This window comes from Pontibacillus sp. ALD_SL1, assembly GCF_017355605.1.
Window position 1 is genome coordinate 3,143,171 of sequence record NZ_CP062974.1, and the last position, 24,724, is coordinate 3,167,894.

At 42.3% G+C, this 24,724-nt stretch carries 26 protein-coding genes and 1 tRNA gene; 2 read left to right on the plus strand and 25 right to left on the minus strand.

Annotated features, from left to right (window positions below; all coding sequences use genetic code 11):
• Positions 1-77: 77 nt before the first annotated feature.
• Positions 78-153: transfer RNA gene (locus tag IMZ31_RS15940), tRNA-Arg, on the minus strand.
• 119 nt (positions 154-272) lie between these two features.
• On the opposite strand from IMZ31_RS15940, the gene IMZ31_RS15945 reads away from it, so the two are divergent.
• Both IMZ31_RS15945 and clpP read left to right on the plus strand, forming a co-directional pair.
• Positions 273-683 (plus strand): hypothetical protein, encoded by a 411-nt coding sequence (locus IMZ31_RS15945; protein WP_207528260.1) that lies wholly within the window; start codon positions 273-275, stop codon positions 681-683.
• Between the two features lie 212 nt (positions 684-895).
• Positions 896-1,483 carry an ATP-dependent Clp endopeptidase proteolytic subunit ClpP gene (gene clpP / locus IMZ31_RS15950; protein ID WP_036782288.1) on the plus strand — a complete coding sequence of 196 codons (588 nt, stop codon included), beginning with the start codon at positions 896-898 and terminating at the stop codon, positions 1,481-1,483.
• 47 nt (positions 1,484-1,530) lie between these two features.
• Here the strand turns inward: clpP and IMZ31_RS15955 are convergent, their stop codons facing one another.
• The 24 genes from IMZ31_RS15955 to IMZ31_RS16070 all read right to left on the minus strand — a co-directional run bounded on the left by IMZ31_RS15955 (position 1,531) and on the right by IMZ31_RS16070 (position 24,679).
• Positions 1,531-1,917 (minus strand): UPF0715 family protein, encoded by a 387-nt coding sequence (locus tag IMZ31_RS15955; protein ID WP_207528261.1) that lies wholly within the window; start codon positions 1,915-1,917, stop codon positions 1,531-1,533.
• A gap of 511 nt (positions 1,918-2,428) precedes the next feature.
• A complete protein-coding gene (locus tag IMZ31_RS15960; RefSeq protein ID WP_207528262.1) occupies positions 2,429-3,205 on the minus strand; it encodes an ABC transporter permease in 777 nt (258 codons plus the stop codon).
• Positions 3,202-4,155, minus strand: a complete 954-nt coding sequence (locus IMZ31_RS15965; protein WP_207528263.1) for an ABC transporter ATP-binding protein — start codon at positions 4,153-4,155, stop codon at positions 3,202-3,204. Before IMZ31_RS15965 ends, IMZ31_RS15960 begins: the two co-directional genes overlap by 4 nt.
• A 232-nt stretch (positions 4,156-4,387) precedes the next feature.
• The gene (locus IMZ31_RS15970) at positions 4,388-4,642 is read right to left on the minus strand and encodes an HPr family phosphocarrier protein (protein WP_036782278.1); all 255 of its coding nucleotides are present in this window, start codon (positions 4,640-4,642) and stop codon (positions 4,388-4,390) included.
• A gap of 153 nt (positions 4,643-4,795) precedes the next feature.
• Positions 4,796-5,740: a DNA-binding protein WhiA gene (gene whiA, locus IMZ31_RS15975; RefSeq protein WP_207528264.1), complete on the minus strand. Its 945-nt coding sequence runs from the start codon at positions 5,738-5,740 to the stop codon at positions 4,796-4,798.
• Positions 5,741-5,783: 43 nt separating this feature from the next.
• Positions 5,784-6,740: a gluconeogenesis factor YvcK family protein gene (yvcK, locus tag IMZ31_RS15980; protein WP_207528265.1), complete on the minus strand. Its 957-nt coding sequence runs from the start codon at positions 6,738-6,740 to the stop codon at positions 5,784-5,786.
• A gap of 3 nt (positions 6,741-6,743) precedes the next feature.
• A complete protein-coding gene (gene rapZ, locus IMZ31_RS15985; protein WP_207528266.1) occupies positions 6,744-7,628 on the minus strand; it encodes an RNase adapter RapZ in 885 nt (294 codons plus the stop codon).
• A gap of 18 nt (positions 7,629-7,646) precedes the next feature.
• Entirely contained in the window at positions 7,647-8,111 is a 465-nt protein-coding gene (locus IMZ31_RS15990; RefSeq protein ID WP_207528267.1) for an 8-oxo-dGTP diphosphatase, read from the minus strand.
• A 532-nt stretch (positions 8,112-8,643) separates the two neighbouring features.
• Complete coding sequence (gene trxB, locus IMZ31_RS15995; protein ID WP_207528268.1) at positions 8,644-9,591, minus strand: thioredoxin-disulfide reductase; 948 nt, start codon at positions 9,589-9,591, stop codon at positions 8,644-8,646.
• A 91-nt stretch (positions 9,592-9,682) separates the two neighbouring features.
• Entirely contained in the window at positions 9,683-10,699 is a 1,017-nt protein-coding gene (locus IMZ31_RS16000; RefSeq protein ID WP_207528269.1) for a tetratricopeptide repeat protein, read from the minus strand.
• Positions 10,700-10,795: 96 nt separating this feature from the next.
• Positions 10,796-11,425: a bifunctional phosphoribosyl-AMP cyclohydrolase/phosphoribosyl-ATP diphosphatase HisIE gene (gene hisIE, locus IMZ31_RS16005; protein WP_207528270.1), complete on the minus strand. Its 630-nt coding sequence runs from the start codon at positions 11,423-11,425 to the stop codon at positions 10,796-10,798.
• Positions 11,422-12,180 carry an imidazole glycerol phosphate synthase subunit HisF gene (gene hisF, locus IMZ31_RS16010; RefSeq protein ID WP_207528271.1) on the minus strand — a complete coding sequence of 253 codons (759 nt, stop codon included), beginning with the start codon at positions 12,178-12,180 and terminating at the stop codon, positions 11,422-11,424. The genes hisIE and hisF overlap by 4 nt, the downstream gene beginning before the upstream one ends.
• The gene (hisA, locus tag IMZ31_RS16015) at positions 12,180-12,914 is read right to left on the minus strand and encodes a 1-(5-phosphoribosyl)-5-[(5-phosphoribosylamino)methylideneamino]imidazole-4-carboxamide isomerase (protein ID WP_207528272.1); all 735 of its coding nucleotides are present in this window, start codon (positions 12,912-12,914) and stop codon (positions 12,180-12,182) included. The genes hisF and hisA overlap by 1 nt, the downstream gene beginning before the upstream one ends.
• Positions 12,911-13,552: an imidazole glycerol phosphate synthase subunit HisH gene (hisH, locus tag IMZ31_RS16020; protein WP_207528273.1), complete on the minus strand. Its 642-nt coding sequence runs from the start codon at positions 13,550-13,552 to the stop codon at positions 12,911-12,913. Before hisH ends, hisA begins: the two co-directional genes overlap by 4 nt.
• The gene (gene hisB / locus IMZ31_RS16025; protein ID WP_207528274.1) at positions 13,553-14,146 is read right to left on the minus strand and encodes an imidazoleglycerol-phosphate dehydratase HisB; all 594 of its coding nucleotides are present in this window, start codon (positions 14,144-14,146) and stop codon (positions 13,553-13,555) included.
• Entirely contained in the window at positions 14,143-15,420 is a 1,278-nt protein-coding gene (gene hisD / locus IMZ31_RS16030) for a histidinol dehydrogenase (protein ID WP_207528275.1), read from the minus strand. The genes hisB and hisD overlap by 4 nt, the downstream gene beginning before the upstream one ends.
• A gap of 13 nt (positions 15,421-15,433) precedes the next feature.
• A complete protein-coding gene (hisG, locus tag IMZ31_RS16035; protein ID WP_207528276.1) occupies positions 15,434-16,054 on the minus strand; it encodes an ATP phosphoribosyltransferase in 621 nt (206 codons plus the stop codon).
• A complete protein-coding gene (locus IMZ31_RS16040; RefSeq protein ID WP_207528277.1) occupies positions 16,047-17,219 on the minus strand; it encodes an ATP phosphoribosyltransferase regulatory subunit in 1,173 nt (390 codons plus the stop codon). Before IMZ31_RS16040 ends, hisG begins: the two co-directional genes overlap by 8 nt.
• A 257-nt stretch (positions 17,220-17,476) precedes the next feature.
• On the minus strand, positions 17,477-18,109 hold the full coding sequence (locus IMZ31_RS16045; protein WP_207530433.1) for a biotin transporter BioY: 633 nt from the start codon (positions 18,107-18,109) through the stop codon (positions 17,477-17,479).
• A gap of 622 nt (positions 18,110-18,731) precedes the next feature.
• Entirely contained in the window at positions 18,732-19,538 is an 807-nt protein-coding gene (locus IMZ31_RS16050; RefSeq protein ID WP_207528278.1) for a hypothetical protein, read from the minus strand.
• Positions 19,539-19,609: 71 nt separating this feature from the next.
• On the minus strand, positions 19,610-21,274 hold the full coding sequence (locus IMZ31_RS16055; RefSeq protein ID WP_207528279.1) for a glycerol-3-phosphate dehydrogenase/oxidase: 1,665 nt from the start codon (positions 21,272-21,274) through the stop codon (positions 19,610-19,612).
• Between the two features lie 310 nt (positions 21,275-21,584).
• Positions 21,585-23,075: a glycerol kinase GlpK gene (glpK, locus tag IMZ31_RS16060; RefSeq protein ID WP_207528280.1), complete on the minus strand. Its 1,491-nt coding sequence runs from the start codon at positions 23,073-23,075 to the stop codon at positions 21,585-21,587.
• Positions 23,076-23,100: 25 nt separating this feature from the next.
• Positions 23,101-23,940, minus strand: coding sequence for an MIP/aquaporin family protein (locus tag IMZ31_RS16065; RefSeq protein WP_207528281.1), 840 nt, complete (start codon positions 23,938-23,940; stop codon positions 23,101-23,103).
• Positions 23,941-24,130: 190 nt separating this feature from the next.
• Complete coding sequence (locus IMZ31_RS16070; RefSeq protein ID WP_207528282.1) at positions 24,131-24,679, minus strand: glycerol-3-phosphate responsive antiterminator; 549 nt, start codon at positions 24,677-24,679, stop codon at positions 24,131-24,133.
• Positions 24,680-24,724 lie beyond the last annotated feature (45 nt).

The following is a 24,724-nucleotide window of genomic DNA, read 5'->3' on the forward strand; positions in this document are numbered from 1 at the left end:
TCGTGCAACTAACGCTACGAAAATCGCAAAGTAATTAGCGTCTATCTCCCGTCATATCAACGTTTATTTGCTTCAAGCGCGCTCGAGAGGATTCGAACCCCCGACAGACGTAGGACCGGAACCTACCGCTCTATCCTGCTGAGCTACGAGCGCATGCTAGTTATAATAAGAACAACTTCCATTATACGGTTCCTTTTTTTAAAATTCAAGACCCATTTCACTGAGTATGAGCACCCGTGCTTTTGGAAATGCTAGCTTCGAGGTGATGCTCTATGTCTGTAGCTATTGGCGTTTGGGTATGCTTAATTTTTTCGTTTATAATTATAGGTGGACTTGGGTTGTTTCGTTATCCAATCCCTAGCTTACAACAAGATTCTTATGAACCTCCTTCTCACTCACCCGGGCTTCGTAAGACCTATTATTCTCTTAGGTGTTATGGCTTTCTTCCGTATACACATGTAAAAGTCGGAAGGGTGAAAATTGACCTCGCTTTGTTAGATGTCAAAGTAGCTATTCTTTTTTACAAACCAGAAGATCTCCTACACCCTGTAAAGAAGCGACGCTTAAAGAAAAGGTCTAAATTTTTAATTCGAAATGGATGGAACGTGTGGGAGGTAAGGGAGAGGGATTTGTCGAAGAATATTCATCAGGCGATCTGGCAAATTAGAGCACTTAGAAAATAACATTTTCAAAACGTTTAGCTTTCTTGAAATGGGGAAAAAATGTTTGTATGTGCAGCCGGATCATCATATACATATAAGGTAAGAAAGGTCTTTTACATAGTTCGTAAGAAAACATCAATCCTTTCGTTTGACCTTTTTTGACCTTGCGTGTATGATAAAATTAATTCGGTACTTACTTAGTGTTAGAACACGATTTAAAGGAGGAGAATTTCATGAATTTAATCCCTACAGTTATTGAACAAACGAACCGCGGTGAACGTGCGTATGACATCTATTCACGCCTTCTGAAAGACCGCATTATTATGCTTGGAAGCGCTATTGATGATAACGTAGCAAACTCAATCGTAGCACAGATGCTATTCCTTCAAGCAGAAGATCCAGAGAAGGATATCTCTCTATACATCAACTCTCCAGGTGGTTCCATTACAGCTGGTATGGCGATTTATGACACGATGCAGTTCATTAAGCCAAATGTAGCAACAATCTGTACAGGTATGGCAGCATCTATGGGTGCTTTCCTTCTAGCTGCTGGTGAGCCAGGCAAACGTTCTGCTCTTCCAAACAGTGAAGTTATGATTCACCAACCACTTGGCGGAACTCAAGGTCAAGCATCTGACATTGAAATTCACGCAAAACGCATTATCAAAATGCGTGAGAAACTAAACCAAATCCTTTCTGAGCGTACAGGTCAAGACCTATCTGTAATTGAACGCGACACCGACCGTGACAACTTCATGACAGCTCAAGAAGCAAAAGAATACGGCCTGATCGACAACGTTTTCGAACGTAGTCAAGGTTAATTCAACCATTACGAAAAACCGCTCTGATTCTAATCAGAGCGGTTTTTTTATGCATAAACTTTAACTTTCGCAGAATCCCACAGCCAAATAAACAGCGCTGTACTCACGACATAAACGTACCACAGAGGAGTAAAAAATGGCGATTGATACTCATTCAATACAGGGTTTATCAAGAGATGAACAAAGAAAGATCCCCCTAAAAAGGCAACAAAGTATTTCATGCTATAATCCCGATCGCCCACCTTTCTTTGCAAATAGATAAGAATAGGAAGGGCAAATATAATATAGAGGGCAAAGAAAACGGCAAAGACTAAGAATATCGCAAAGATCAACCCTTTTGAAACATCCGCCATAAAACTGAGCTCTACGATCATATAAAAGAATGTCATCGACACCGCCGCAAGCGTAATAATAACCAGGTTCCGCTTATTCATCCAATCACCTCTTTGACTTCACTCACTCAATTTCCCTCTCAACACCAGATAAAAACTCTCCTTTTCTTTCCTAATTCAAGCAAGAGTCATTTAGGTAAGGAGGTGTCCGTTACCGCATGGAGGCTAGGGCAGGCTTGGGGACCACTCGCTTTCCTGCGGGGAGCTGGGAAGCCTCCTCAATCGCTACGCGCTTTCCGGGGTCTCCCCTAGGCTCCTTTCCCCGCGGGAGTCTCGCAGTCCCCAAGCCTACCCTGATATTGAATGGTGGTACGGACTGCTATAGTAGTGTAAGTGATCCCCCCCCTTGCATGCTATACATGGCACGTTTCCGTCTCCCCCAATTCGGAAAAGGTGGGCCTGGAAATTGCGAGACTCCTGCGGGAGAGAGAGCTAGACGAGATCCCACAGAGAGCGTAGCGAACGAGGAAGCTCGACAGCTCGCCCGCGGAAAGCGAGTGATTTCCAGGCCCACCTTTCGCTCCATTAAAGCACGGAAACGTCACTTCATAATTTAATAATGACCCAACAACCCTTTATTCATCGCCAAGCGTTCACAACTTCGATAAACGATGACGCCAACAATGGCGTAAAACACCCCATTCCCAACTAACCAGGAGTAATCTACCCACGTAAAGTCCACAAGGGTATAGCCATGAATCATAACGTGACGCATCATATCCACTCCCTTTACAAATGGAGCAAAAACGAGGTAAGGGGCGACGGAGAGTGGGACAAATGCAAATGCCATTAGAATAAATTGCAAGATTTGCAAGAACGCATCGATTTGTTTAAAGATGACGGATATACCAGCAATAATAAAGCTAACGCCAATCATACTAATAATGGTCAGTAAGAGAATCGGTATAATCGCTCCTATATTTAAATGCAACCATTCTCCTGTCGTTACCATTGAAGCAAAAATAAGTACAACCATAATGCTTAGGTGGATGGCTACCATACCAAACACACGCGCCAAAAGAATACGCCATGCTGAAACGGGTGACATATACAACTGTTCTAACGTTCCTCGCATCGCTTCCATTGTGATGGCGCCACCAGTAGATTGAAGCGTCATCATCGCAAAGTACCAAAATACATAGTTCACAATAATATATTGAGTATTTGAAGAAGCTTCAGCCGGATCACCTACTACTTGAATCCCAAAGAATAGGGCTAGAAAAATAATATAGAATGTGGCTAATAAGCTTAATGTATTGGGTAAGTAACGCTTCATTTCTATAAATTCTTTCTTTGTATTCACTCGTAAAACTTGTAGGAAGGTACTCATGATACAGCCTCCTCTTTTACAAGTCTTCTAAATACTTGCTCAAAATTTACTTGAGTTCGATTAATTGTTTCAATACCCGTTTGATTAAGACTAAGTATATTCATGATTTGATAGATGGCTTCTTCATGTTCTAGATTAACTTCTAAGGTGAGGTCATCGAGGTTATAAATCGGGAACTGATGTTGGAGTTTGTTGAGTTGTTCTTCGGTGAGCGTTTCTTTTAATTGAATTTCATAGGCACTTGTTTCAAAGAGCTTTAAGAGGTGCTGGACATCCTCATCGGCAATAACCTTTCCGCTGTTTATTATTACCGTTCGTTTACAAAGGTCTTGCACAACGGCCATATCATGAGTACTAATGATAATTGTTTTTCCTTCGTGCTCTGCAATATGCTTTAATAAGGAACGAACTTCATAACTCGTTTCTACATCCAAGCCAAGAGTTGGCTCATCGAGTAGAATCACGTCTGTATTTGCCATTAATGCAACAGCCATCGCCAACTTTTGCTGCATACCACGTGAGAGATTATTCACAATCTCACTACGTTTGTCTTCTAAGCGAAAAAGTTCTAGGAGTTGATCAATTCGCTCTTTGGACTCTCTTTTCTTCATTCCACGATTACCTGAAAAATACTCGAGATTCTCCTCTACAGTTAAACGCCAATACACATTTCTGTTTCCTTCTAATACCGCACTAATATGACGTAAAGCTTTGTTGCGTTCATTCACACTGTCATACCCGTTAATTTTAATCGAACCTTGGTCAGGTACAAGTAGTCCACAAATACTTTTAATTGTCGTCGTTTTACCCGCTCCGTTAGGCCCAAGTAATCCTACAATTTCCCCTTTACGGACTGAGAATGAAATACCATCCACAGCAATAAATTCTTCTTTAGACTTTCGTTTTTTATATCCTTTTCGAATACCATTTACTTCAATAATCGTTTCCATATAATCCTCCTCTTTCCTTATCTACTACCTATTATATAAATAATATCCATATTCCTCCTCCTACCTAAGGGGAGACTTTACTCAGCCTCAAGACGGAACTTTAATCCCTTTTCCAAAGCGATCCCAAATCAACATACCCCTAACCACATAAAAAGCTCGAGAATCGATTCCATATCGATTCTCGAGCTTTGTTGTTCATTTCTTCACAATTAGGACAAAAAATAAGTATCCCCTACTGGCTAGTCACAAACTCAACTAGCTTATCAATAGCGCTGTCTTGATCTGTTCCTTCTGCTTGAAGTGTAATTGTTTCTCCTGGTCCAACGGCAACACTCATGAGTCCCATGATGCTCTTAGCATTCACCCGTTTTCCTTCTTTCTCTAAAAAGATATCGGACGAAAAACGATTGGCTTCCTGAACAAACAAGGCAGCTGGCCTTGCTTGTAATCCGGTACTTAATTCTACTGTTACAGACCGCTCGATCAATCCCATTCCCCTCTCTGTGTCATCTATTTAAATTGTATTACCATCGTTTTCGAAAGCGCTATCACAAAATTGTAAAAAAACGCTCCCGATAAGAAGCGTCGAAATTTTAAGATTATTATATCATGAACCTCATAAAAAAGGAATGGATATCTATTATTTAAGCGCAAGTTCCCCCTTGCGAAGCTTATCTGCAAATTCGTCTATTTTGCGTAGTCGATGATTTACGCCTGATTTACTAATAGTAGGCGACATAAGCTCGCCAAGTTCTTTCAGAGTAACATCTTGATGCTGCACACGAAGAACGGCTAGTTCTTGTAATTTATCTGGCAATGCTTCCAATCCAACTGTACTTTGAATAAGTTTAATATTCTCAACCTGACGGAAGGCAGCTCCAATTGTTTTATTCAGATTAGCCGTTTCACAGTTTACAAGTCGATTTACGGAATTTCGCATATCACGCATAATGCGGACATCTTCAAATTTTAATAGGGCCTGGTGACCACCAATGATATTAAGGAATTCTGTAATCTTCTCGGCTTCTTTTAAATAGCAGATATACCCTTTTCTTCTCTCAATTGCTCTGGCATGAAGATCAAACTGATTCATAAGTTCACACAGGGATTCATTGTGATCTTCGTAAAAAGTGAAAATCTCCATGTGATAAGAAGACGTTTCTGGATTGTTTACAGATCCTCCTGCTAAGAAGGCTCCTCGTAAATAAGCACGCATACAGCATGATTTTTGCTGATACTTTTTTGAGATCGTCCGAATTAGAGTAAAAGGCTCTTCTAAGATCTCTAAATCCTGCAATAAATCACGAACCTTTTCTTTCATCCGAACAATATAAACGTTGTTTTTCTTTAAACGCATCTTCTTACGAACCAATAGCTCTACTGGTAGTTGGTATAGATTTTTGACTAACGTATAAATCCGACGGGCAATTGCTGCATTTTCCGTTTGAACATCTAGAATGTAGTTCCGATTGGAAAACGAGATGGAGCCATTCATACGGATTAATGCTGCTAATTCTGCTTCCATGCAACATGGTTCCACTTCAATGCCGGTCAATTCTTTTTTGGTTTCAGAAGCAAATGACAACCCTCTCACCTCCTCTTCACCTAGTGATTATTAAAGTACATGCTTAATCAAGCATAGAATATAACAACTTGGCGACTTTTGTTGTATCGTGACGTAGTGACGCTTGATTTGGATCAATAATATCGCCTTCTATAACGTTAATGCCCATTTCTCGTAACCGATCTTGGTCATTAATAACAGGTGATGCATGCTCAACTGCATACATTTTTCGAACCTCATCATCAATAATTTGATTATGGACGACAATCGAATGAAGGCATCCTTCTCCAATATGATCTTGAATGGCTTGGACGTGATCAGATGCAGTGTAATCAGTTGTTTCTCCATGTTGAGTCATCACGTTGCATACATAGACAACTTCACCTTGCGTCTCACGTAAAGCATCTCCGATTTGAGAAACAATCATATTGGGTAAGGTACTTGTATATAAACTCCCTGGAGCAATGACAACTAGGTCTGCTTCCTTAACCGCTTTTACAGCTTCAGGAAGAGGTTGAACGGGCTCAGGGCTTAGAAAGACTCGTTTAATTTTCTTTCCTGATGCAGGAATCTTGGATTCGCCTGAAACAACAGATCCATCCATCATTTCAGCATGAAGGAACATATTTTGGTTTGCAATAGGAAAAATATTTCCTTTTACATTTAAGACACGAGAAATCTCTTTAATGCCGTGAAAGAAATCACCAGTGATGGAATTCATCGCAGCTAAAAGTAAATTTCCCATGGAATGTCCAGATAACCCGTTGCCGTTCCGAAACCGATGCTGGAAAAGATCCAACAGCATCGGCTCTGCATCAGATAATGCGGCAATAACATTACGGATGTCACCTGGGGCCGGCATCGACAATTCCTCACGCAAACGTCCAGAGCTTCCCCCATCATCAGCAACAGTAACTATCGCTGACAGGTCTATAGGGAAAGACTTTAAGCCTCGTAATAATACCGGCATCCCTGTCCCTCCTCCAAGTACAACTACTCGAGGTAAAGGTTTTTTAGGCATCGTCTATTTTCCCTTTCTTTTATCGACATCTCGATGGGTGACATGAGCCACGTAATCGTGGGAGAAGTGGTTTGCAATGTGCTCTGCGATGGCTACAGATCGGTGTTGCCCTCCAGTACAACCAATCGCAATCACCAGCTGACTCTTTCCTTCCCGCTTATATTGCGGCAACATATACCCTAACAAGTCGAACAACTTCTCTAAAAATTGATTGGTTTCTGTCCACTTGAATACGTATTTTGATACTTCATCATCTAACCCTGTTAATGGTCGCATCTGTTCCACATAGTGTGGATTCGGTAAGAAGCGAACATCAAATACAAGGTCCGCATCAATGGGCAATCCGTATTTAAAACCAAAAGAAACAACTTGCACAGAGAACACTTGTTGTGTTTTCTCAGCGTAAGATTCCAAAATGCGCTCTCGAAGTTCACGAGGCTTCAATGTAGTGGTATCAATAATTTGTTGCGCACGACCACGAAGTTCATCAAGCATAAGACGTTCTTGCTGAATGCCTTCCATTGGTAGTCCCTCTGGAGCCAAAGGATGGGAGCGACGCGTTTCCTTATAACGTGAAACAAGTGATTGGTTTTCAGCATCAAGGAAAAGAATGTGTTCATTTAAGCCGTCTTCTTTTGACAATCGATCTAGCGCTTCGAAAAGCGTATCGAAGAACTCTCTACCTCGTAAATCCATAACAAGGGCGACTTTTTGTATATTATTCTTAGGATCCTTCATTAATTCTAAGAACTTTGGAAGTAGCGCAGGTGGCAAATTATCCACACAGAAGAAGCCCAAATCTTCAAAGCTTTGAACTGCGACTGTTTTTCCGGCACCAGACATTCCTGTGATGATTACGAGTTGGGTTTCTTGTGTTTGATCTACCATGTTTCCATCTCTCCCTTTTTATGGATTCATTGGATCAAGCGTAACGTCTAATAACTTAAAATCAAGTGTATACGTAAAGGTGCCATATAATATTGAGTTATGGTTTAATATATGTCGAAGGTAATGCTGATCACCTTCTGCCATAGGTTTTTGAAGAACTTCTGCAACAGGAACCCATTCCAGTTCTCCTTCAGGACTTTCTGCCTTTAACGTCCCTGAATAATCTTCACTGTAGAAAGTAAACATCATCCATTCATGAGCTACCTCTTCTCCGTCTTTCATAATGAAGGTAAATACACTACGAAGTTGCGGATCTTTAAGCGTTAACCCTGTTTCTTCTTTGTATTCACGTGCTGCCGTTTCCTTAATATGCTCGCCCGGCTCCATTTTCCCACCAGGAACCACATACCAACCCCGGCGTGGCTTCTGAAGCATTAACACTTCATCGTTCTTACGCAAAACTGTATTTGTAACTCGCTGCATACTATTCACCTCATTTTAAAAATGCGAGAGGCATTCTCCTTATTATTATACTATGGTTTTTATTGTTAGAAAAGCGTATTGAAAAGCGCAGGCGACTGTTCAGCCCCGTACGCATAAGCAAGCTAACGGAAGTGGCAGAAGGCCACTGTAGTTAGATTGCTTATGACGCTAGGGGCTAGGAGCCGGAGCTAGACATATCGAAAAGCGCAGGGGGCTCGCCCAGGGGCGTACGGATAAGCAAAATGCCGGAAGTGGCGATAGCCACTGCAGGTAGTTTGCTTATCTCGCTAGCCCCTAGCCCCCGGAGCTAGACACCAAAAAAGCAGACGCCCTTCCTCCATTTAGACAAAAAAAGGGGCACAGGCGAATTTGCCTGTGCCAAATATATTTATTAAAAGGGGGTCAATTAGTTAATTATATTATACCCCATAATTGTTTCATGCGTGTTACAGCACAATTAAAATGCTATTACGTTTCGTTACGTTTAGTAACAGGCATCTTTACAATTGCGGCTGAACCTTGCATGGAACGCTTATGCTTCGCCGATTTCCTCTAACAAGTTCTCGATGTAGTGTTGAGCTGATTGAGCTGCAATACTACCATCACCTGTAGCGGTAACGATTTGACGAAGTTCCTTTTCACGAATATCTCCGGCTGCGAAGATTCCTGGCACTTTCGTTTCCATTTTTTCATTTGTTTCGATATAGCCGTTTTCGTTCGTAATGCCAATGGATTCAAATGGTTTACTTAGAGGTATCATACCGATATAGATAAACACACCATCAATTGGTTTGTCGTATTCTTCGCCCGTCTTGTTATTTACAAGAGAAACGCTTCCTACTTTACCATTTTCATCGTTAATTTTCGTTACCTCAGTATCCCAAATAAAATCGATTTTTTCATTGTCATAGGCACGTTGTTGTAGAATTTGCTGTGCACGCAGGGAATCACGACGGTGAACAATGGTTACTTTGCTTGCAAAACGAGTTAAATAAACTCCTTCTTCAACAGCAGAGTCACCACCACCAACAACAACTAGTTCTTTGTTCTTGAAGAATGCACCGTCACATACGGCACAGTATGATACACCACGGCCACCAAGTTCAGATTCACCAGGTACACCTAATGCTTTATATTGCGCTCCTGTTCCGATAATAATGGAACGAGCTTTATATTCTTTGTTTCCAGCTCTAACGGTTTTATATTCTTTACCATCAATAATCTCTTTAATATCTCCGTATGCATATTCCGCACCGAATTTCTTAGCGTGATCAAACATTTTATTTGAAAGATCCGGACCTAAAATGTGCTCATACCCAGGGTAGTTTTCAACTTCTTCGGTATTCGCCATTTGTCCGCCTGGAATTCCGCGTTCAATCATAAGTGTATTTAAGTTTGCACGAGAAGTGTAAACAGCTGCCGTCATACCTGCTGGGCCAGCACCTGCGATGATTACATCGTAGATCATTTCTTCGCTCACTTCGCTCAACCCCTTTTCCATTCTCTTTTGCTGTAATCTCATGGTATAAAATCTGTCTAATTGCGTCTATTGATATGCTCATGAGGGTATTTTATCCTTGTTGCCACGGTCCGCCTTGTTCTGCTAGATTTGGGTGTCTGGTGCATCCTTCTTCCCATAAGCTTAACGCTTTAGAAGGCTCTCCGGTATGGTAAGCAGCTATGCTAAACCATTTATAATAAGATAAGTGCCCTTTTAGCTTACCTTTTTCCAACCGGCAAAAACGATCATACGCTGCTTCGTACTCCCCAACTTGGGTTAAAGTAGCAGCTACACGAAGTTTTTGTTGCTCTCCTATAGGATACACATTTCGAAGTTTTTGTATGTGCCCCTGACTTTGTTGAGCCTTTCCTTGATGGAAATAGAACACAGCCAGATTACACATCGAATGAAGAGATAGTGGTTCTTGCTCATGCCACTGTTCCTCTAGCTCTATTGCTTCTTGCTCTTCACCCGCGAAAAAGAGACATACGGCATAATCATGCTTAGCCGAAACAAAATTAGGAAAGAGACGAATCATTTCCTCTAAAATGGGTAGCGCTTCCTTCCATTGTTGTCGTTCCATATAATAAAAAGCCGACTCTTGGTGCATCATTAATTCATCTTCTTCTTCAAATGCCCAATCGTCGTCCTCATCCTCTTCTTCTTCTATATCCAGCACAGAGACTAATTGCTCTGCTTCTTCTTTAAAATCACCTTCAGGCGCTTTATTCAAGTACTCTTTAGCGTACTTCTTAGCGTCCTGAAATAACCCTAAGTGAGCATAGTTATTCGAAATAAGATAATAACAATCGACATATTCATGGCCAAAATCTGCTAATACATTCATTAAAATCTGGTTCGCTGTATGGTAATCACCTGTCTCTGTATGCACAACAGAAAGCTGGCACTGATAAACCGGTTGCTTTGGTGACAATTCAACCGCTCTTCGTAACCATTTTGAAGCTTTTTCAAATTCACGCTTTCTGAAAGCACGAACACCTTTGTTGAAGTAAAATTCCCCTTCAGGTGTGAACGGAATTATATTATCAACAACAGCTCCTCCAGTATTATTGTTTGAAGTATGCATGTAGGTCCTCCTATCTTCGAACCGTAACATTCCTTTAGCAGTATACCACATTTGTAAAGGGGATTATAGGAGTGATTCCGTTTTTATCCATACGCCTTACTTTTTGCTACGTCTGCCTTCTAAAGCTCCAAGCACATCATCGAATGGAACGCCTCTTTCAGTCAGGAGCATAAGCGTATGGAATAGTAAGTCTGCCGTTTCCCAGGTTAACTCCTCAGCGTCATTATTTTTCGCTGCAATAATAACTTCGCCTGCTTCTTCGCCTACTTTCTTAAGAATCCGATCCACGCCTTCTTGGAATAACTGAGATGCATAAGAACCTTCTGGTAGAGTAGCTAAACGTTCAGCCAACGTGCTTTGTAAATCGTCCAGAATTTGATATCTATGGTTTTTGGATTCTGTATCTTTCCCATATACCGTTTCAGAGAAGCAAGAATAGTCCCCTTTATGACAAGCAGGTCCTTGAGGAATCACTTGCAGTAATACAGCATCTTGATCACAGTCATACTTCATCGTTTCGATGAATTGAGTATTCCCAGACGTCGCCCCTTTATGCCATAACTCTTGACGAGAACGGCTATAAAGGTGCGTCTCTCCTGATTCCACTGACTTTTTAACTGCTTCTTCATTCATGTAAGCCAGAGTCAGAACTTCTTTACTACGTGCATCTTGTATAATCGCTGGAACAAGTCCTTTTTCATCAAATTGTATTGTGTCTACATTCATCTCACATGCACCCCGTTTTCTTTTAGTTCACCTTTCACACTCTGTACGGACGTTTCTTTATAGTGGAAGATTGAAGCTGCGAGTGCGGCATCTGCGTCCGCTTCCTTGAAAACATCTATGAAATGCTGAGCATTGCCAGCTCCTCCTGAAGCAATCACGGGAACATCGACAACTCGTTGAACGGCCTTTAGAAGATCAAGATCAAAGCCTGTTTTCTCACCATCTTGATCCATACTAGTTAACAGGATTTCACCTGCTCCTCTTTCTACAACATGCTTAGCCCAGTCGCACACTTCCCATTCTGTAGCATTACGACCTCCGTGGGTATACACACGCCAAGAACCGATTGAATCATCGAAACGCGCATCGATTGCCACCACAATACACTGCGCCCCAAAAAAGTCCGATCCTTCAGTAATCAATTCAGGCTTGCGTACGGCTGCTGAATTTAAAGATACTTTATCAGCTCCTGCTCGTAAAATTGCTCGCATGTCCTCAAGAGAACCGATGCCTCCCCCGACTGTAAATGGGATCGCCAGTGTACCCGCAACTTCACGAACGACTTCAATCATGGTCTTACGCCCTTCATGAGAAGCTGAGATATCTAAAAATACAAGCTCATCTGCCCCCTGTTCATCATAAACCGTAGCTAACTCGACTGGATCACCTGCATCGCGGATTTGCACAAATTGAATCCCTTTTACAACCCGTCCATCCTTCACATCTAAACAAGGGATAATACGTTTAGTGAGCATTATTGATTCACCTCAGTTAGCGCTTTTCTAAGAGGAAGTTCTTTTGTGTAGATCGCTTTTCCGACAATGGCACCACCTACATTTTGATCACTATATTTCTTTAAGTCTATAAGGTCTTCAATATTACGAACACCACCAGAGGCAATAACTTCTTTTCCTGTTTGTTTTGCTAGTTCGACAATCTGATCTGTGCTTGGCCCGCTCATCATACCGTCCTTTGAAATATCCGTATAAATAAACGTCTCAACACCCGCTTCAGCAAAGTATTGCCCCACTTCAATCGCTGTACGGTCTGATTTCGTTAACCAACCATCAGTCGCCACGTATCCATCACGCGCATCTAATCCAATTGCAATCTTGCTGCCATACTCTGCTACTAGTTCTTTCGTCAATTCTGGGTTCGAAATCGCCAAACTGCCAATGATAACGCGATCTACTCCACGGTCTAAATAGTACGCTGCATCTTCTTTGTTTCTGATGCCGCCTCCCATTTGAACGTTTACAGACAACTCATCAACAACACGAAGGATGTGCTCCGCATTGATCCGCTTCCCTTCTTTCGCGCCATCTAAGTCCACCATATGGATCCATTCAGCCCCTTGATCTAGAAAGCCTTTCGCTACATCAAATGGTGAATCACCATAGATCGTTTCTTTATCGAAATCTCCTTGTTCAAGACGCACGCATTTCCCATTTTTCATATCGATTGCTGGATATATTGTAAATTGACTCATAGTTCGACTCCTCCCTTACTGACCAGGTCACAAAAGTTTCGTAAAATCGTCATGCCAGTGTCCCCACTTTTCTCCGGGTGAAACTGTGCCCCAAACACATTCGCTCTACCTACGACTGCCGGCACTTCTGTTTCATACTGAGCACTTGCGATGATGTCCTCACGTTGCTTGGCTTGTACATAATAAGAATGAACAAAATAAACATAACCATCTTCTATATTTTGAAGAATAGGGGAATTAGATTGGTGCTGATCAAGGTGATTCCAGCCCATATGAGGAACCTTAAAACGATTCCCTTCTGAATCGCTTCCTTTAAATCGCACTACACTCCCTGGTAACAAACCTAATCCTTCTGTCATGCCCCCTTCGTCACTTTCATCAAACAAAAGTTGCATCCCTAAACAAATACCAAGTAGCGGCATCCCTTCACCTGCTTTAGACAAGACAAAATCCTTCATACCTGTTTCATATAAAGATTTCATTGCGTCAGGAAAAGCTCCTACTCCAGGAAGAATAAGACCCTCACATTGAGCGAGTTGCTCCGGATCGCTTGTTAGAACATACGGAACGTCTAAACGTTCTAGCGCTTTGGAAACGCTAAATAGATTCCCCATCCCGTAATCAATAATACCAATCATTTACAGACTCCCCTTCGTCGACATAATGCCCTGAATACGGGGATCGATTTGCGTAGCTTCATCAAGTGCACGGGCTGTCGCTTTAAACATCGCTTCAATAATATGATGCGTGTTTGTCCCGTGATGGACAACGATATGTAAATTCATACGAGCTTCGAGAGCAAGCTTCCAGAAGAACTCATGAACATTCTCTGTATCGAATGTGCCCACTTTAGCAGCCGGCAAATTCGCTTTCCATTCGAGGTGTGGACGGTCACTCAGGTCTACGGCAACCGTTACAAGCGTTTCATCCATAGGAAGGGAAAAGGATCCATACCGTTTAATACCCGCCTTATCCAATAAAGCTTCCCGGAGCGCTCGCCCCAAGCAAATACCGATGTCTTCAGTCAGGTGATGATCATCCACCTCCACATCACCTTTTCCTTCAACGGTTAGGTCAAAGAAGCCGTGCTTCTTAAATAGCTCAAGCATATGAGTCAGAAAAGGGACCTGTGTATCGACCGTCCCTTTCCCCGTCCCATCTACGGCGAAAGCTAGCGATATATTCGTTTCTCCTGTTTCTCTTTCAACTCGACTTACTCGTTCTTCTGTCATTCTTCACCTGACCCCTTTCTCATTTCCACTGCACGAGCGTGGGCTTCTAACCCTTCTAATCTTGCAAAGCGAGCAATTTTATCAGCATTTTTATCATAAGACGCCTTACTGTAATAAATCACACTTGATTTTTTCACAAAGTCGTCTACATTTAACGGGCTACTAAAGCGGGCCGTCCCGCTTGTTGGCAATACGTGATTCGGGCCAGCAAAATAGTCTCCAATAGGTTCTGAACTATACCTTCCTAAGAAGATAGCCCCTGCATGCTTGATTTTCCCTAATAACATAAACGGCTCTTCCGTCTGAACTTCTAAGTGTTCCGGCGCTAATTCATTCACTACGTCGATCGCTTGTGACAAGTTATCGCACACTACAATTCCTCCGTAGTCGTTAACACTCTCTTCAGCTATTCGTTTACGCGGGAGATCCTCAAGTTGTTGTTGCACTTCCCTTGCGACTTTTTCGGCAAGTTCTTGTGATGGTGTAACTAAAACGCTTGATGACCTGGCATCATGCTCTGCTTGTGATAATAAATCTGCCGCAATTTCTCTTGGATATGCTGTTTCATCAGCTAACACGACAATTTCACTCGGACCAGCAATCATATCAATGTCTACATCCCCAAAAACTTCTCGTTTGGCAAGGGCTACGTAGACATTTCCTGGACCTACAATTTTATCAACAGGCAGAATCGACTCTGTTCCATACGCAAGCGCCGCAACTGCTTGTGCGCCTCCTGCTTTATAGATCTCCTTAACCCCTGCAATCTCTGCTGCAACAAGTACACCCGCTGGTAATGTCCCTTCTTCAGATGGAGGTGATACCATGACGATCCGTTCCACACCGGCTACAATGGCTGGCATTACATTCATAAATACGGATGACGGATAAGCTGCTGTACCTCCTGGAACATAAACCCCGACCGCATCAAGTGGTGTCATCTTCTGTCCTAGCATGGTTCCATCATGGTCCGTATCAAACCAGGAGTTGCGAACTTGTTTCTGGTGGAAGGAACGAATATTTGCGCACGCTTCTTCGAGCACAGCTACGTCCTGCGGATCAAGCTGCCTTCTTGCTTCAGCAAATTCTTCTTCCGTCACAGCTAACCTTTCCAAGTCAGCCCCGTCCAGTTGTTTCGTATAAGAGAGCACGGCTTCATCCTGCCTCTCTTTAACATCTGAAATGATGGATTGAACAGTAGATCTCTGAGCTTCTGTCCCCCCATCTACCGTTCTTTTAAATGCATCAATTTCTTTAGGTGTGATGATCTTCATGGATTCGCCCTCCTTAGACGTACTCACTTAAGGCTTCAATGAGCGGGTCAAGTTGTTCATTTTTTATCCGATAACTAACTGGGTTCACGATAAAACGAGACGTAATATCTGCAATCTTTTCATACTCTACAAGACCATTTTCACGTAGCGTTTGGCCAGAAGATACGATATCGACAATGCGATCCGTTAATCCAATAAGAGGAGCAAGTTCAATCGATCCATTTAGTGGGATAATCTCAATTTGCTCACCCTGCTCACGGAAATATTCCGAGGCAACACGAGGATATTTCGTTGCAATTTTCGGCGCAATCTTGCTAAGAGGTTTGTCTGGTAAACCAGCCACCGCCAAATAACAGCCGCTGATCTGTAAATCAAGCACCTCATAGACATCGCGGTCTTGTTCTAACAATACATCTTTCCCAGCAATACCACAGTCAGCAGCTCCATATTCAACATAGGTTACCACATCCATAGGCTTTGCCATCATAAGACGCACCTTATATTCAGGAAAATCTAAGATTAACTTTCTGGAATCCTCTACATCTGTAAAATCATAGCCAACTTTCTGAAGAAGTTCAGCCGCCTCCTCAAAAATTCGGCCCTTAGGCATCGCAATGGTTAACCAATTATTCAACAGAAGCGCCCCCTTCCGTCACGTCAATCACTTGTTTGTAACTGTTTTGCCCTTCTTCGTAATACGCTTTGTTTTGCAAAATGACCTGCTCTCCTTCGGCGCGAAGTTCTTGTGCAACCTGTAAACCTTGATCAAATGTATGCGGCTCGTACATGACAAGAACGGGCCCTACTTGCTCAGCATGTTGTTCCATGGCTTCGACTAAACGGTCGACTCGAATCGCAAATCCTGTAGCGGAAGCTATGGATTGGAAAGAAGGAAGCAACTGATCATAACGCCCTCCATTACAGAGAAGCGAGCCTAAGTGAGGAGCATACCCTTCAAACAAAATCCCTGTATAATAACTCATATGGCTAATGAGGTTGAGATCAAATGAAACGTACTCACTCACGCCGTATGATTCTAGGAGGTTTTGTAGCTGTTTCAGTTCTTTCGTCGCACGGTGACAAGCGCCATTCGTGGTAATCTCTTCAGCAGTAGCTAACACATCTTTCTGTCCTCTAAGAGAAAGCAATTGCTTCATCCGGCCCTTGTTCTCATCAGACAGTGCTACTTGTTCCAATGCTTTTCGGAAACCAACATAATTCTTTCTATATAAATATCGCAGAAACTCTTCTTGCGTTTCTTCTTCATCCCCAAAGACTTCTTTTAAGAGGCCTTTAACGTACCCAATATGTCCTACCGTTAACTGAAACTCATCGAGCCCGGCAGCTTTTAGTGTTTCAATCTGTAAAGCAATAACCTCTGCATCGGCGTAAATCGAGTTCTCACCGATATATTCAACACCAACTTGTTCAAATTGAGCAGGTTTTCCTCCTTCGATTTGTTGAGCACGAAATACAGGGCCATCATAGCTTAAGCGGAGCGGATAACCCTGTTCCTTTAATTGCGACGCAGCTACACGAGCAATCGGCGATGTAAGATCTGGGCGTAGTACCAACGTATGCCCTTGTTGATCCAACAGTTTAAACAACTGTGTTTCTTCAATCGCACTAGCCTCTCCAACCGTTTCTAAGTATTCCATCATTGGGGTGTCTAGAAATTGATATCCCCACGATTCTATTTTATTTGAAACTGCTTCACGAGCCTTGCGTTTTTGTTGATAGAAAAAAGGAAGCGTATCGCGCATTCCTAGTGGTTTTTCGAACATAAGACGATTTGCCAAAACAATGTACCCCTCTCTATTTCCGTTGATTTGAGTAAAATAATCAAAATCCTTTAGCGTGCTAATACGATAACACGATAAAGAAAGAACGTCAACGAATCAAATTTTCTCTCATATGTTCTATCTTCCCCAAATGTGTAGAGAGCAAAGCTTATATTGAGCAGGAAACGGGAGAAACAGGATTATAAGCAATAAAAAAAGGCGAAACCCTATTGGGTTCGCCTCTTGATGTTAGATGGAAGATTCTTAACCTATGATTAAGCTACTGATTTACGTCTTTCCCGCCTGAACTGGCTGTTCGCTAGTACACTTCTCTCAAGACGCATTCCTAGGAAACCAGCTACAACACTTAGTATCACATCTTTTGGCAACGGAACCATCATCCACCCCCATGCCATTGTGTAAGTAAATCCTTCTGGTGCATCAAACCATAGAACATACGCTGCATACATCCAATTTGTACCGAAGATATAGTTAATGGCCATCCCTGTCAGGGCAGCAGCTATATACATTGGTAGCGTACGCTTCATCTCAACCATTTTACCTACTATAAACGCAACGGCGATATAAGATATAATAAAGCCAAACGTAGGGCCCATTAGCATTCCTGCCCCACCTTTAAATTGTGCAAATATAGGCGTCCCTGCTAATCCAAGCAACATGTATACAAGCATTGAAAAGGCTCCTAGCCGACTACCAAGCACAAGCCCCGCCAGGATCGCGAAGAATGTTTGGAGCGTAATCGGCACCCCACCGATTACCATAAATGGAGCAATACTTGTTATGTTAGCCCCCACCGCCATCATGGCCACAAATAAGCTCCCCATTGTGATGTCTAAAGCTGTCCATTTCTTCTTTACCACTTTTATTGCCTCCCTTTTCGTTAACATTGTTCCGTTATTGGTTAACATTTAAAAATAGAGTATCATAGATTGGGAGAAAATTCATTATAAAATTTATGTTCTTTTTTGAATCACTTTGTTTGTTCAAAAATCAGGAAATGTTGTTGAAGAATCGGAGCTGAGAGAATGTTTCCGTTAACTTTAATTGAGCGTAAGGTGGGCCTGGCAACCACTCGCTTTCCTGTGGGGAGCTGGTGAGCCTCCTCAACCGGCAAGCCGGCCTCCGGGGTCTCACCTAGATTAGAAAGCGGAGGCGTGGTGCCTAGGACCGTACGGATAAGACAGCTTTTTGGAAAAGGCGAATAGCCTTTGGAAAAAAGATGACTTATCACGCTAGGTCCTCCACGCTGGAGCTAGACTGGCTCTTCTGCCCACGGGAGTCTCGCAGTTTCCAGGCCCACCTTTTCCATGTTGAGAGATACGGAAACAAGCCACATGTAGAGTTAATTAGGTATTAGAAACACCCAAGCGAGGCAGTCCCGAACCACCTCACTCTAAATCTAATCAAACGGAAGCATTCTCTTAATGGCAAATGAAGAAAAGCAACCACTACCAGACAAAAAAGCCTATGAGCACTATCGTTAAGACAGTGCTCATAGGCTTTTTGTTTTTACATGCTTCGTCGGTGATTAATCATATACAAGAACAGCTGCAACGATTCGGGCATGGGATCTTGATCATAGCGTTGTAAGAGAAATCCTGATTTGGATCCAAACCGATCGGCGGCTTCGAGTGGGATTGCATCTTTTTTCATTTCGACTACACTTAATTGCTCGGGATCTAACACTGTAATGGAGTCCATAAATTTGTCAGTAGTTGCTTGCCAAAGGAGACGGTTTTGTTCATACATGTAGAACGTTAACCCTCCACCTTTTCTCCATACAGCTTCCATATAATAAGCTAGGGCTTCATTAGGTGTTTTGACATAATAGCGTGCCTTTATGCCGCCTTTTTTCTCAACCTTATACTTCATTTGATCCTTTGTATCATAATAAGCAAACCATCTAGGAGCAAAAGGATGAGCACCAAGGACTGCAGCCAGACCTGAAGCGACCTTCCAATACCAAGGTCCTTCCTCTTGTAAATAAGAATAGAAATCCCCGTGCAAATCATACAGACTTCCTGTATGTTCAAAGGTCACTTCTGTACTCAGGTACATTTTCATTGGCCATCCTTCAGTACATGACAGGCTTACCATTTCAGGCTGCTGTTCAGCTAGCTTCGAAAAACGAAAATCCCTTGCAGCATTCCTCATCATCGCAATCCCAATAAAGAAAAATGGCAAGGCAATAACAAAGAAATTCAAGGTGTTAAATGAAAAAAGAAAAGGAGATAGAAACACGAGGAGTGTAATCCCCAGAAAGATACCCCCCAGTCTCACCTGGCGTTTCGCATCAGTTCGCAATAGTTCTTGCATATTTTGCATACTCTCACCCATTTCAACTATTCTACTTATACTTACGAATAGAAGAGGGTAAAGGTTTCACTTTATTGAGCAGGAACTGGTGTAACAGCTTCTTCTAATAGTTCAATAAGTTCATAAATGTAAATGTCGATCTGCTCGTCGGTCCAATTGAATCTTCTTGCCATATAAGCAATAACGGATTCTTTGTGCTTATGAACCCAATGGATATCGAAGAATAATGCACCCGTACGACGAATAAAGAAATCGACTGGTTTAGCCGTTAGTTCATACTCTATTCCATACTTAAGCATCGCGAATACAAGCGGATCTAAACCTTCACGTTCAGCTTCATCTTTATTATTTTGATAGAACTCGAAGACTTTACCAACGTTAGCACCATACAGCTGTACAAGCCCACGTGCTTGTTCTTCCGTTAAACCGTAAGCGATGCCTTCACCTGTCTTACGTTCCTTGAATTTCTGGAAGCCTTTTGCTCCTCCGACTTCACCACCTGAGACCGGCAGTTCTTTTGTTTGGCTTTTCGGATAGTTTTTACCGTTTTCTTCTTTGAAGTGATCCGTTACAAGGTCAATCACATTCTCTGCCATCTTACGGTAACCAGTCAGCTTACCACCAGCGATCGAAATCAACCCAGACTCAGATTCAAAGATTTCATCCTTACGAGAGATTTCAGAAGGGTCTTTTCCTTCTTCGTGAATTAATGGACGTAAACCTGCCCAGCTTGATTCGACATCGTTTGCTGTAATCGATAGAGTTGGGAACATGTAATCAATTGCACTTAATATATAATCCCGATCATCAACTGTCATTTTAGGGTGAGATATTTCACCTTCATATACCGTGTCAGTTGTTCCCACATATGTTTTACCATCACGAGGGATTGCAAAGACCATACGATCGTCTGGTGTATCAAAATAGATTGCCTGTTGAAGAGGGAATGTTTGTTGATCAAATACAAGGTGCACCCCTTTAGTCAGTTGCAGCGTTTTCCCTTTCTTAGAGCCGTCTTTCTCACGAAGCGTATCTACCCACGGGCCACCAGCATTAATAATTTTCTTTGCATATAAGTGACGACGTTCACCACTTAGTTGGTCTTCCACTTCAACACCCGTTACTTTTCCTTCTTCATAAAGGAAATCTACCACTTTTGCATAGTTAAGAGCATGGGCTCCTTTTTGAACAGCTTTTTTCATAACTTCAAGCGTTAGACGCGCATCATCTGTACGGTACTCAACGTAGTACCCACCGCCTTTAAGACCATTACGTTTTACAAGCGGTTCTCGCTTTAGCGTTTCTTTAGTTGAAAGCATTTTGCGGCGCTCACTCTTCTTAACGCCGGCTAAGTAATCATAGACACGTAGACCTACATTTGTAGAAAGAGGTCCGAAGTTTCCGCCTTTATGGAATGGCAGTAGCATCCACTCAGGTGTCGTAACGTGAGGCCCGTTTTGATAAACGATGTCACGCTCTTTCCCTACCTCTGCTACCATAGCCACTTGGAATTGTTTTAAATAACGTAGACCACCGTGAACGAGTTTCGTTGAACGACTCGATGTACCAGCAGCAAAGTCTTGCATTTCTAGAACACCTGTTGTTAACCCTCTCGTAGCAGAATCAAGCGCAATCCCCGCACCTGTAATCCCACCACCAATTACTAAAACATCAAGGGTTTCTTTCTCCATCTCATTATAGATCTCATTACGTTGTAAACTAGAAAATGTCTTCATATCATATTCGCTCCTTTTTCCAATACTCCGATTCAGTTGCCTACAATTATGGTATACCCAAGAATCACCGCACGTACGCTAGAGAATTTACACTAATGTGCCACCCACAAAAGCGGAGGCCCCTTGCTCACCTCCGACTCACTCAAGACCTCGAGAGCATAAGTAGGTATAAAAAAAGAGACCACAAACCCCTTTACAGCTTTCCCGTAAAGGATTTGTGGTCTCTCCGTTTCTCCAACCGAATCGTGTTAACTTGTACATTTATTATAACAGAATTTTAAGGTTTGCACACCATTCTGCTTAAATTGACTTATTTAAATGCTTGTGCTGCTTTAACAGCCTTCTGCCAGCCTTCATACAATTCTTCTCGTTTTTCTTCAGAAATCTCTGGTTCGAAGGTTTGGTCTTTTTGCCAACGCTCTTCAATTTTATCTTTGCTATCCCAGTAACCAACCGCAAGACCTGCAAGATAAGCGGCACCTAACGCAGTCGTTTCATTAACTGTTGGACGCTCAACTTGGGTGTCGATCATGTCACTTTGGAATTGCATAAGGAAGTTATTTTTAACAGCTCCGCCATCTACACGCATTGTCTTTAAGTCTAGTCCAGAATCGCTAATCATAGCGTTTAGAACATCTTTCGTTTGATAGGCAAGGGATTCAAGTGTAGCACGTACGAAGTGCTCTTTCTTTGTACCACGAGTCAGACCAAATACAGCTCCTCTAACATCACTATCCCAGTACGGCGTTCCAAGTCCCACGAACGCAGGAACAACGTAAACACCATCTGTAGAATCGACATCGCCCGCTAACTGCTCACTTTGAGGAGCATCTTTAATCATTTCAATACCATCACGCAGCCACTGAATGGCAGACCCAGAAACGAAAATACTACCCTCAAGCGCATACTCTACTTTTCCATCAAGTCCCCAAGCAATTGTGGTTAAAAGTCCATGGTCAGATTTCACAGGTTCTTCACCCGTATTCATTAACATAAATCCACCTGTACCATAAGTGTTCTTCGCCATGCCTTTTTCGAAGCATGCTTGACCAAATAAGGCTGACTGCTGATCTCCTGCTACCCCAGCGATCGGAACTTCACTTCCAAAGAAGTGGTAATCAACTGTTTCTGCATAAACTTCTGAAGATGGGCGAACTTCTGGCAGCATTGATTTTGGCACGCCTAGAATTTCTAGAAGCTCATCATCCCACTTCAGGTCGTAGATGTTGTACATAAGAGTACGGGACGCGTTGGAATAATCGGTAACGTGAGCTTTACCACCAGAGAGTTTATAGATTAACCACGTATCGATCGTACCGAACATCAACTCATCATTGTCAGCCTTCTCACGAGCTCCATCTACGTTATCAAGGATCCACTTCACTTTCGTACCTGCGAAGTAAGGATCTAGAAGTAAACCTGTCTTATCACGGAATGTATCGTTATATCCTTGTTCACGAAGTTCATTACAGATTGGAGCTGTTTGACGTGATTGCCATACAACGGCTTTATAGATTGGACGACCGGAATTCTTATCCCACACAACTGTCGTTTCACGCTGGTTGGTAATACCGATACCAGCAATCTGGTTCGGCTCAACCTCCGACTTTCTAAGTACATCTGCAATACACCCTAATACAGACGTCCAGATTTCATTCGCATCATGTTCGACCCAACCTGGCTTTTCGAAAAATTGTTGAAACTCTTTCTGAGCTGTTTCAACGATAACCCCTTCTTTATTAAATAAAATCGCTCTGGAACTTGTTGTCCCCTGATCAATAGATAGAATATATTTTTCCATTTCTCTCATCTCCCTTTACCTTAAATTATGCATTCACACGGGATGCTTGAACACCCTCGTCACTCTCACTATTTGCTTCTTTTAGCTCTTTGCGTGCAGCTGTTAAAAAGATAGCTAAAATCATTACAGTAAATACCCAAAAGGCTACCATGAGATCGTTCACAAAGATAGCTTTATAGAAAAGACCTCCATAGATCCCACCAATTATGGGTCCAAAGAGCGGAACCCAAGCGTATCTCCAATCTGAAGTTCCCTTACCCGGAATCGGTAAAACATAGTGAGCAATGCGAGGTCCAATATCTCGAGCAGGGTTAATCGCATACCCTGTAGTACCACCAAGTGACATACCAATTGCGGTAATGAGAAGTCCTACAATCGCTGGATTTAATCCTTGTGTAAAATCATTGGCACCAATAAATAATAGTCCCATCACTAACATGAATGTTCCTATAATTTCGCTTACAAAGTTGGATAAAGGACTTCGAATCGCTGGATCGGTTGAAAACACCGCCAACTTCGCCCCTTGGTCTTCTGTTTCTTTCCAGTGAGGTAAATAGTGAAAGAAAACTACTATTGCCCCGATGAAGGCACCTACTAACTGTGCACTTAAGTATTTCGGAACTTTGCTCCACGGGAACTCTCCCACCATAGCAAAGCCTAGTGTTACAGCTGGATTAATATGTGCTCCACTGACTTTCCCAACAGCGTAGACGGCAAGCATTACAGCAAGGCCCCAACCAAAAGAGATTAATACCCAACTGGTACCTTCAGCTTTCGATCCTTTAAGCACAACGCCACCTACGACACCACCTCCAAAGATAATCAGGATCATTGTGCCGATCAATTCGCCTATAAATTCTGTCATAATATACCTTCTTTCATTAGGTGCTGGCTTAGATAGCTATACCACTTTTAGACACATAAAAAACCACACGCTTCTTGTTAGGGACATTCTCACATCGAAAGTCCTACAAGTGCGTGTGGTTCTCCTACTCTCCGCCACTAATGTTAACTTGTGAAGTCTAATATACTACCTGATGAAAACGCTGTCAACACTATTCTATTTCCCACAATTCTTTCCTGGATGTAGAAACAGCATGAGCTCCTGCTTTTAGAGCTGATTGAACATCCTCTCTCGTTCTAATTAAACCGCCGGCAATAATCGGAATTCCCAGCTCTTCTTTAATTTCAGATATAAAGGAGGGGATTAATCCTGGTAGGACTTCAACGTAATCTGGTTGGGTCTTTTTCATAATGGCTACATTCCGATCAAGCGCTTGACTATCTATGAGGAATAAACGTTGAACCGCTAATATATTATGCCTCTTAGCAGCTGTGATTACATTGGACCTTGTCGAAATAACCCCGTGAGGCTTCACTTCATGAAATAAGAACTCCAAACCATAATCATCATTTTTTAACCCTTGGATTAAATCGGTATGAACAAGAATTTTCTTCCCATGCTTTCTGGCTTTCCTTACTAACTTAGGCAGCAACGACAACCTTGTTTCTAATAGAATGATCACTTCCTCATCACTCTCAAGTAAATGTTCAAAATGCTTAATACTCTTAACAGCCGACAAAACCCCCTTCGGCAACTCCATACCCTTACCTCCTTTAATCAACTAAAGGGTGTCAGACACCCTTTA

What these genes read in the sequence shown, in the direction of transcription:
- hisD (WP_207528275.1), bottom strand. Translation starts at nt 15,420, where the DNA reads ATGAAGATCATCACACCTAAAGAAATTGATGCATTTAAAAGAACGGTA.
- glpK (WP_207528280.1), bottom strand. Translation starts at nt 23,075, where the DNA reads ATGGAAAAATATATTCTATCTATTGATCAGGGGACAACAAGTTCCAGA.
- clpP (WP_036782288.1), top strand. Translation starts at nt 896, where the DNA reads ATGAATTTAATCCCTACAGTTATTGAACAAACGAACCGCGGTGAACGT.
- IMZ31_RS16065 (WP_207528281.1), bottom strand. Translation starts at nt 23,940, where the DNA reads ATGACAGAATTTATAGGCGAATTGATCGGCACAATGATCCTGATTATC.
- hisB (WP_207528274.1), bottom strand. Translation starts at nt 14,146, where the DNA reads ATGACAGAAGAACGAGTAAGTCGAGTTGAAAGAGAAACAGGAGAAACG.
- IMZ31_RS16000 (WP_207528269.1), bottom strand. Translation starts at nt 10,699, where the DNA reads ATGCATACTTCAAACAATAATACTGGAGGAGCTGTTGTTGATAATATA.
- IMZ31_RS15990 (WP_207528267.1), bottom strand. Translation starts at nt 8,111, where the DNA reads ATGCAGCGAGTTACAAATACAGTTTTGCGTAAGAACGATGAAGTGTTA.
- hisA (WP_207528272.1), bottom strand. Translation starts at nt 12,914, where the DNA reads ATGAGTCAATTTACAATATATCCAGCAATCGATATGAAAAATGGGAAA.
- IMZ31_RS15945 (WP_207528260.1), top strand. Translation starts at nt 273, where the DNA reads ATGTCTGTAGCTATTGGCGTTTGGGTATGCTTAATTTTTTCGTTTATA.
- IMZ31_RS15960 (WP_207528262.1), bottom strand. Translation starts at nt 3,205, where the DNA reads ATGAGTACCTTCCTACAAGTTTTACGAGTGAATACAAAGAAAGAATTT.
- IMZ31_RS15965 (WP_207528263.1), bottom strand. Translation starts at nt 4,155, where the DNA reads ATGGAAACGATTATTGAAGTAAATGGTATTCGAAAAGGATATAAAAAA.
- IMZ31_RS16055 (WP_207528279.1), bottom strand. Translation starts at nt 21,274, where the DNA reads ATGAAGACATTTTCTAGTTTACAACGTAATGAGATCTATAATGAGATG.
- IMZ31_RS16050 (WP_207528278.1), bottom strand. Translation starts at nt 19,538, where the DNA reads ATGCAAGAACTATTGCGAACTGATGCGAAACGCCAGGTGAGACTGGGG.
- yvcK (WP_207528265.1), bottom strand. Translation starts at nt 6,740, where the DNA reads ATGCCTAAAAAACCTTTACCTCGAGTAGTTGTACTTGGAGGAGGGACA.
- hisF (WP_207528271.1), bottom strand. Translation starts at nt 12,180, where the DNA reads ATGCTCACTAAACGTATTATCCCTTGTTTAGATGTGAAGGATGGACGG.
- IMZ31_RS16045 (WP_207530433.1), bottom strand. Translation starts at nt 18,109, where the DNA reads ATGTTAACGAAAAGGGAGGCAATAAAAGTGGTAAAGAAGAAATGGACA.
- hisH (WP_207528273.1), bottom strand. Translation starts at nt 13,552, where the DNA reads ATGATTGGTATTATTGATTACGGGATGGGGAATCTATTTAGCGTTTCC.
- hisIE (WP_207528270.1), bottom strand. Translation starts at nt 11,425, where the DNA reads ATGAATGTAGACACAATACAATTTGATGAAAAAGGACTTGTTCCAGCG.
- IMZ31_RS15955 (WP_207528261.1), bottom strand. Translation starts at nt 1,917, where the DNA reads ATGAATAAGCGGAACCTGGTTATTATTACGCTTGCGGCGGTGTCGATG.
- IMZ31_RS16070 (WP_207528282.1), bottom strand. Translation starts at nt 24,679, where the DNA reads ATGGAGTTGCCGAAGGGGGTTTTGTCGGCTGTTAAGAGTATTAAGCAT.
- rapZ (WP_207528266.1), bottom strand. Translation starts at nt 7,628, where the DNA reads ATGGTAGATCAAACACAAGAAACCCAACTCGTAATCATCACAGGAATG.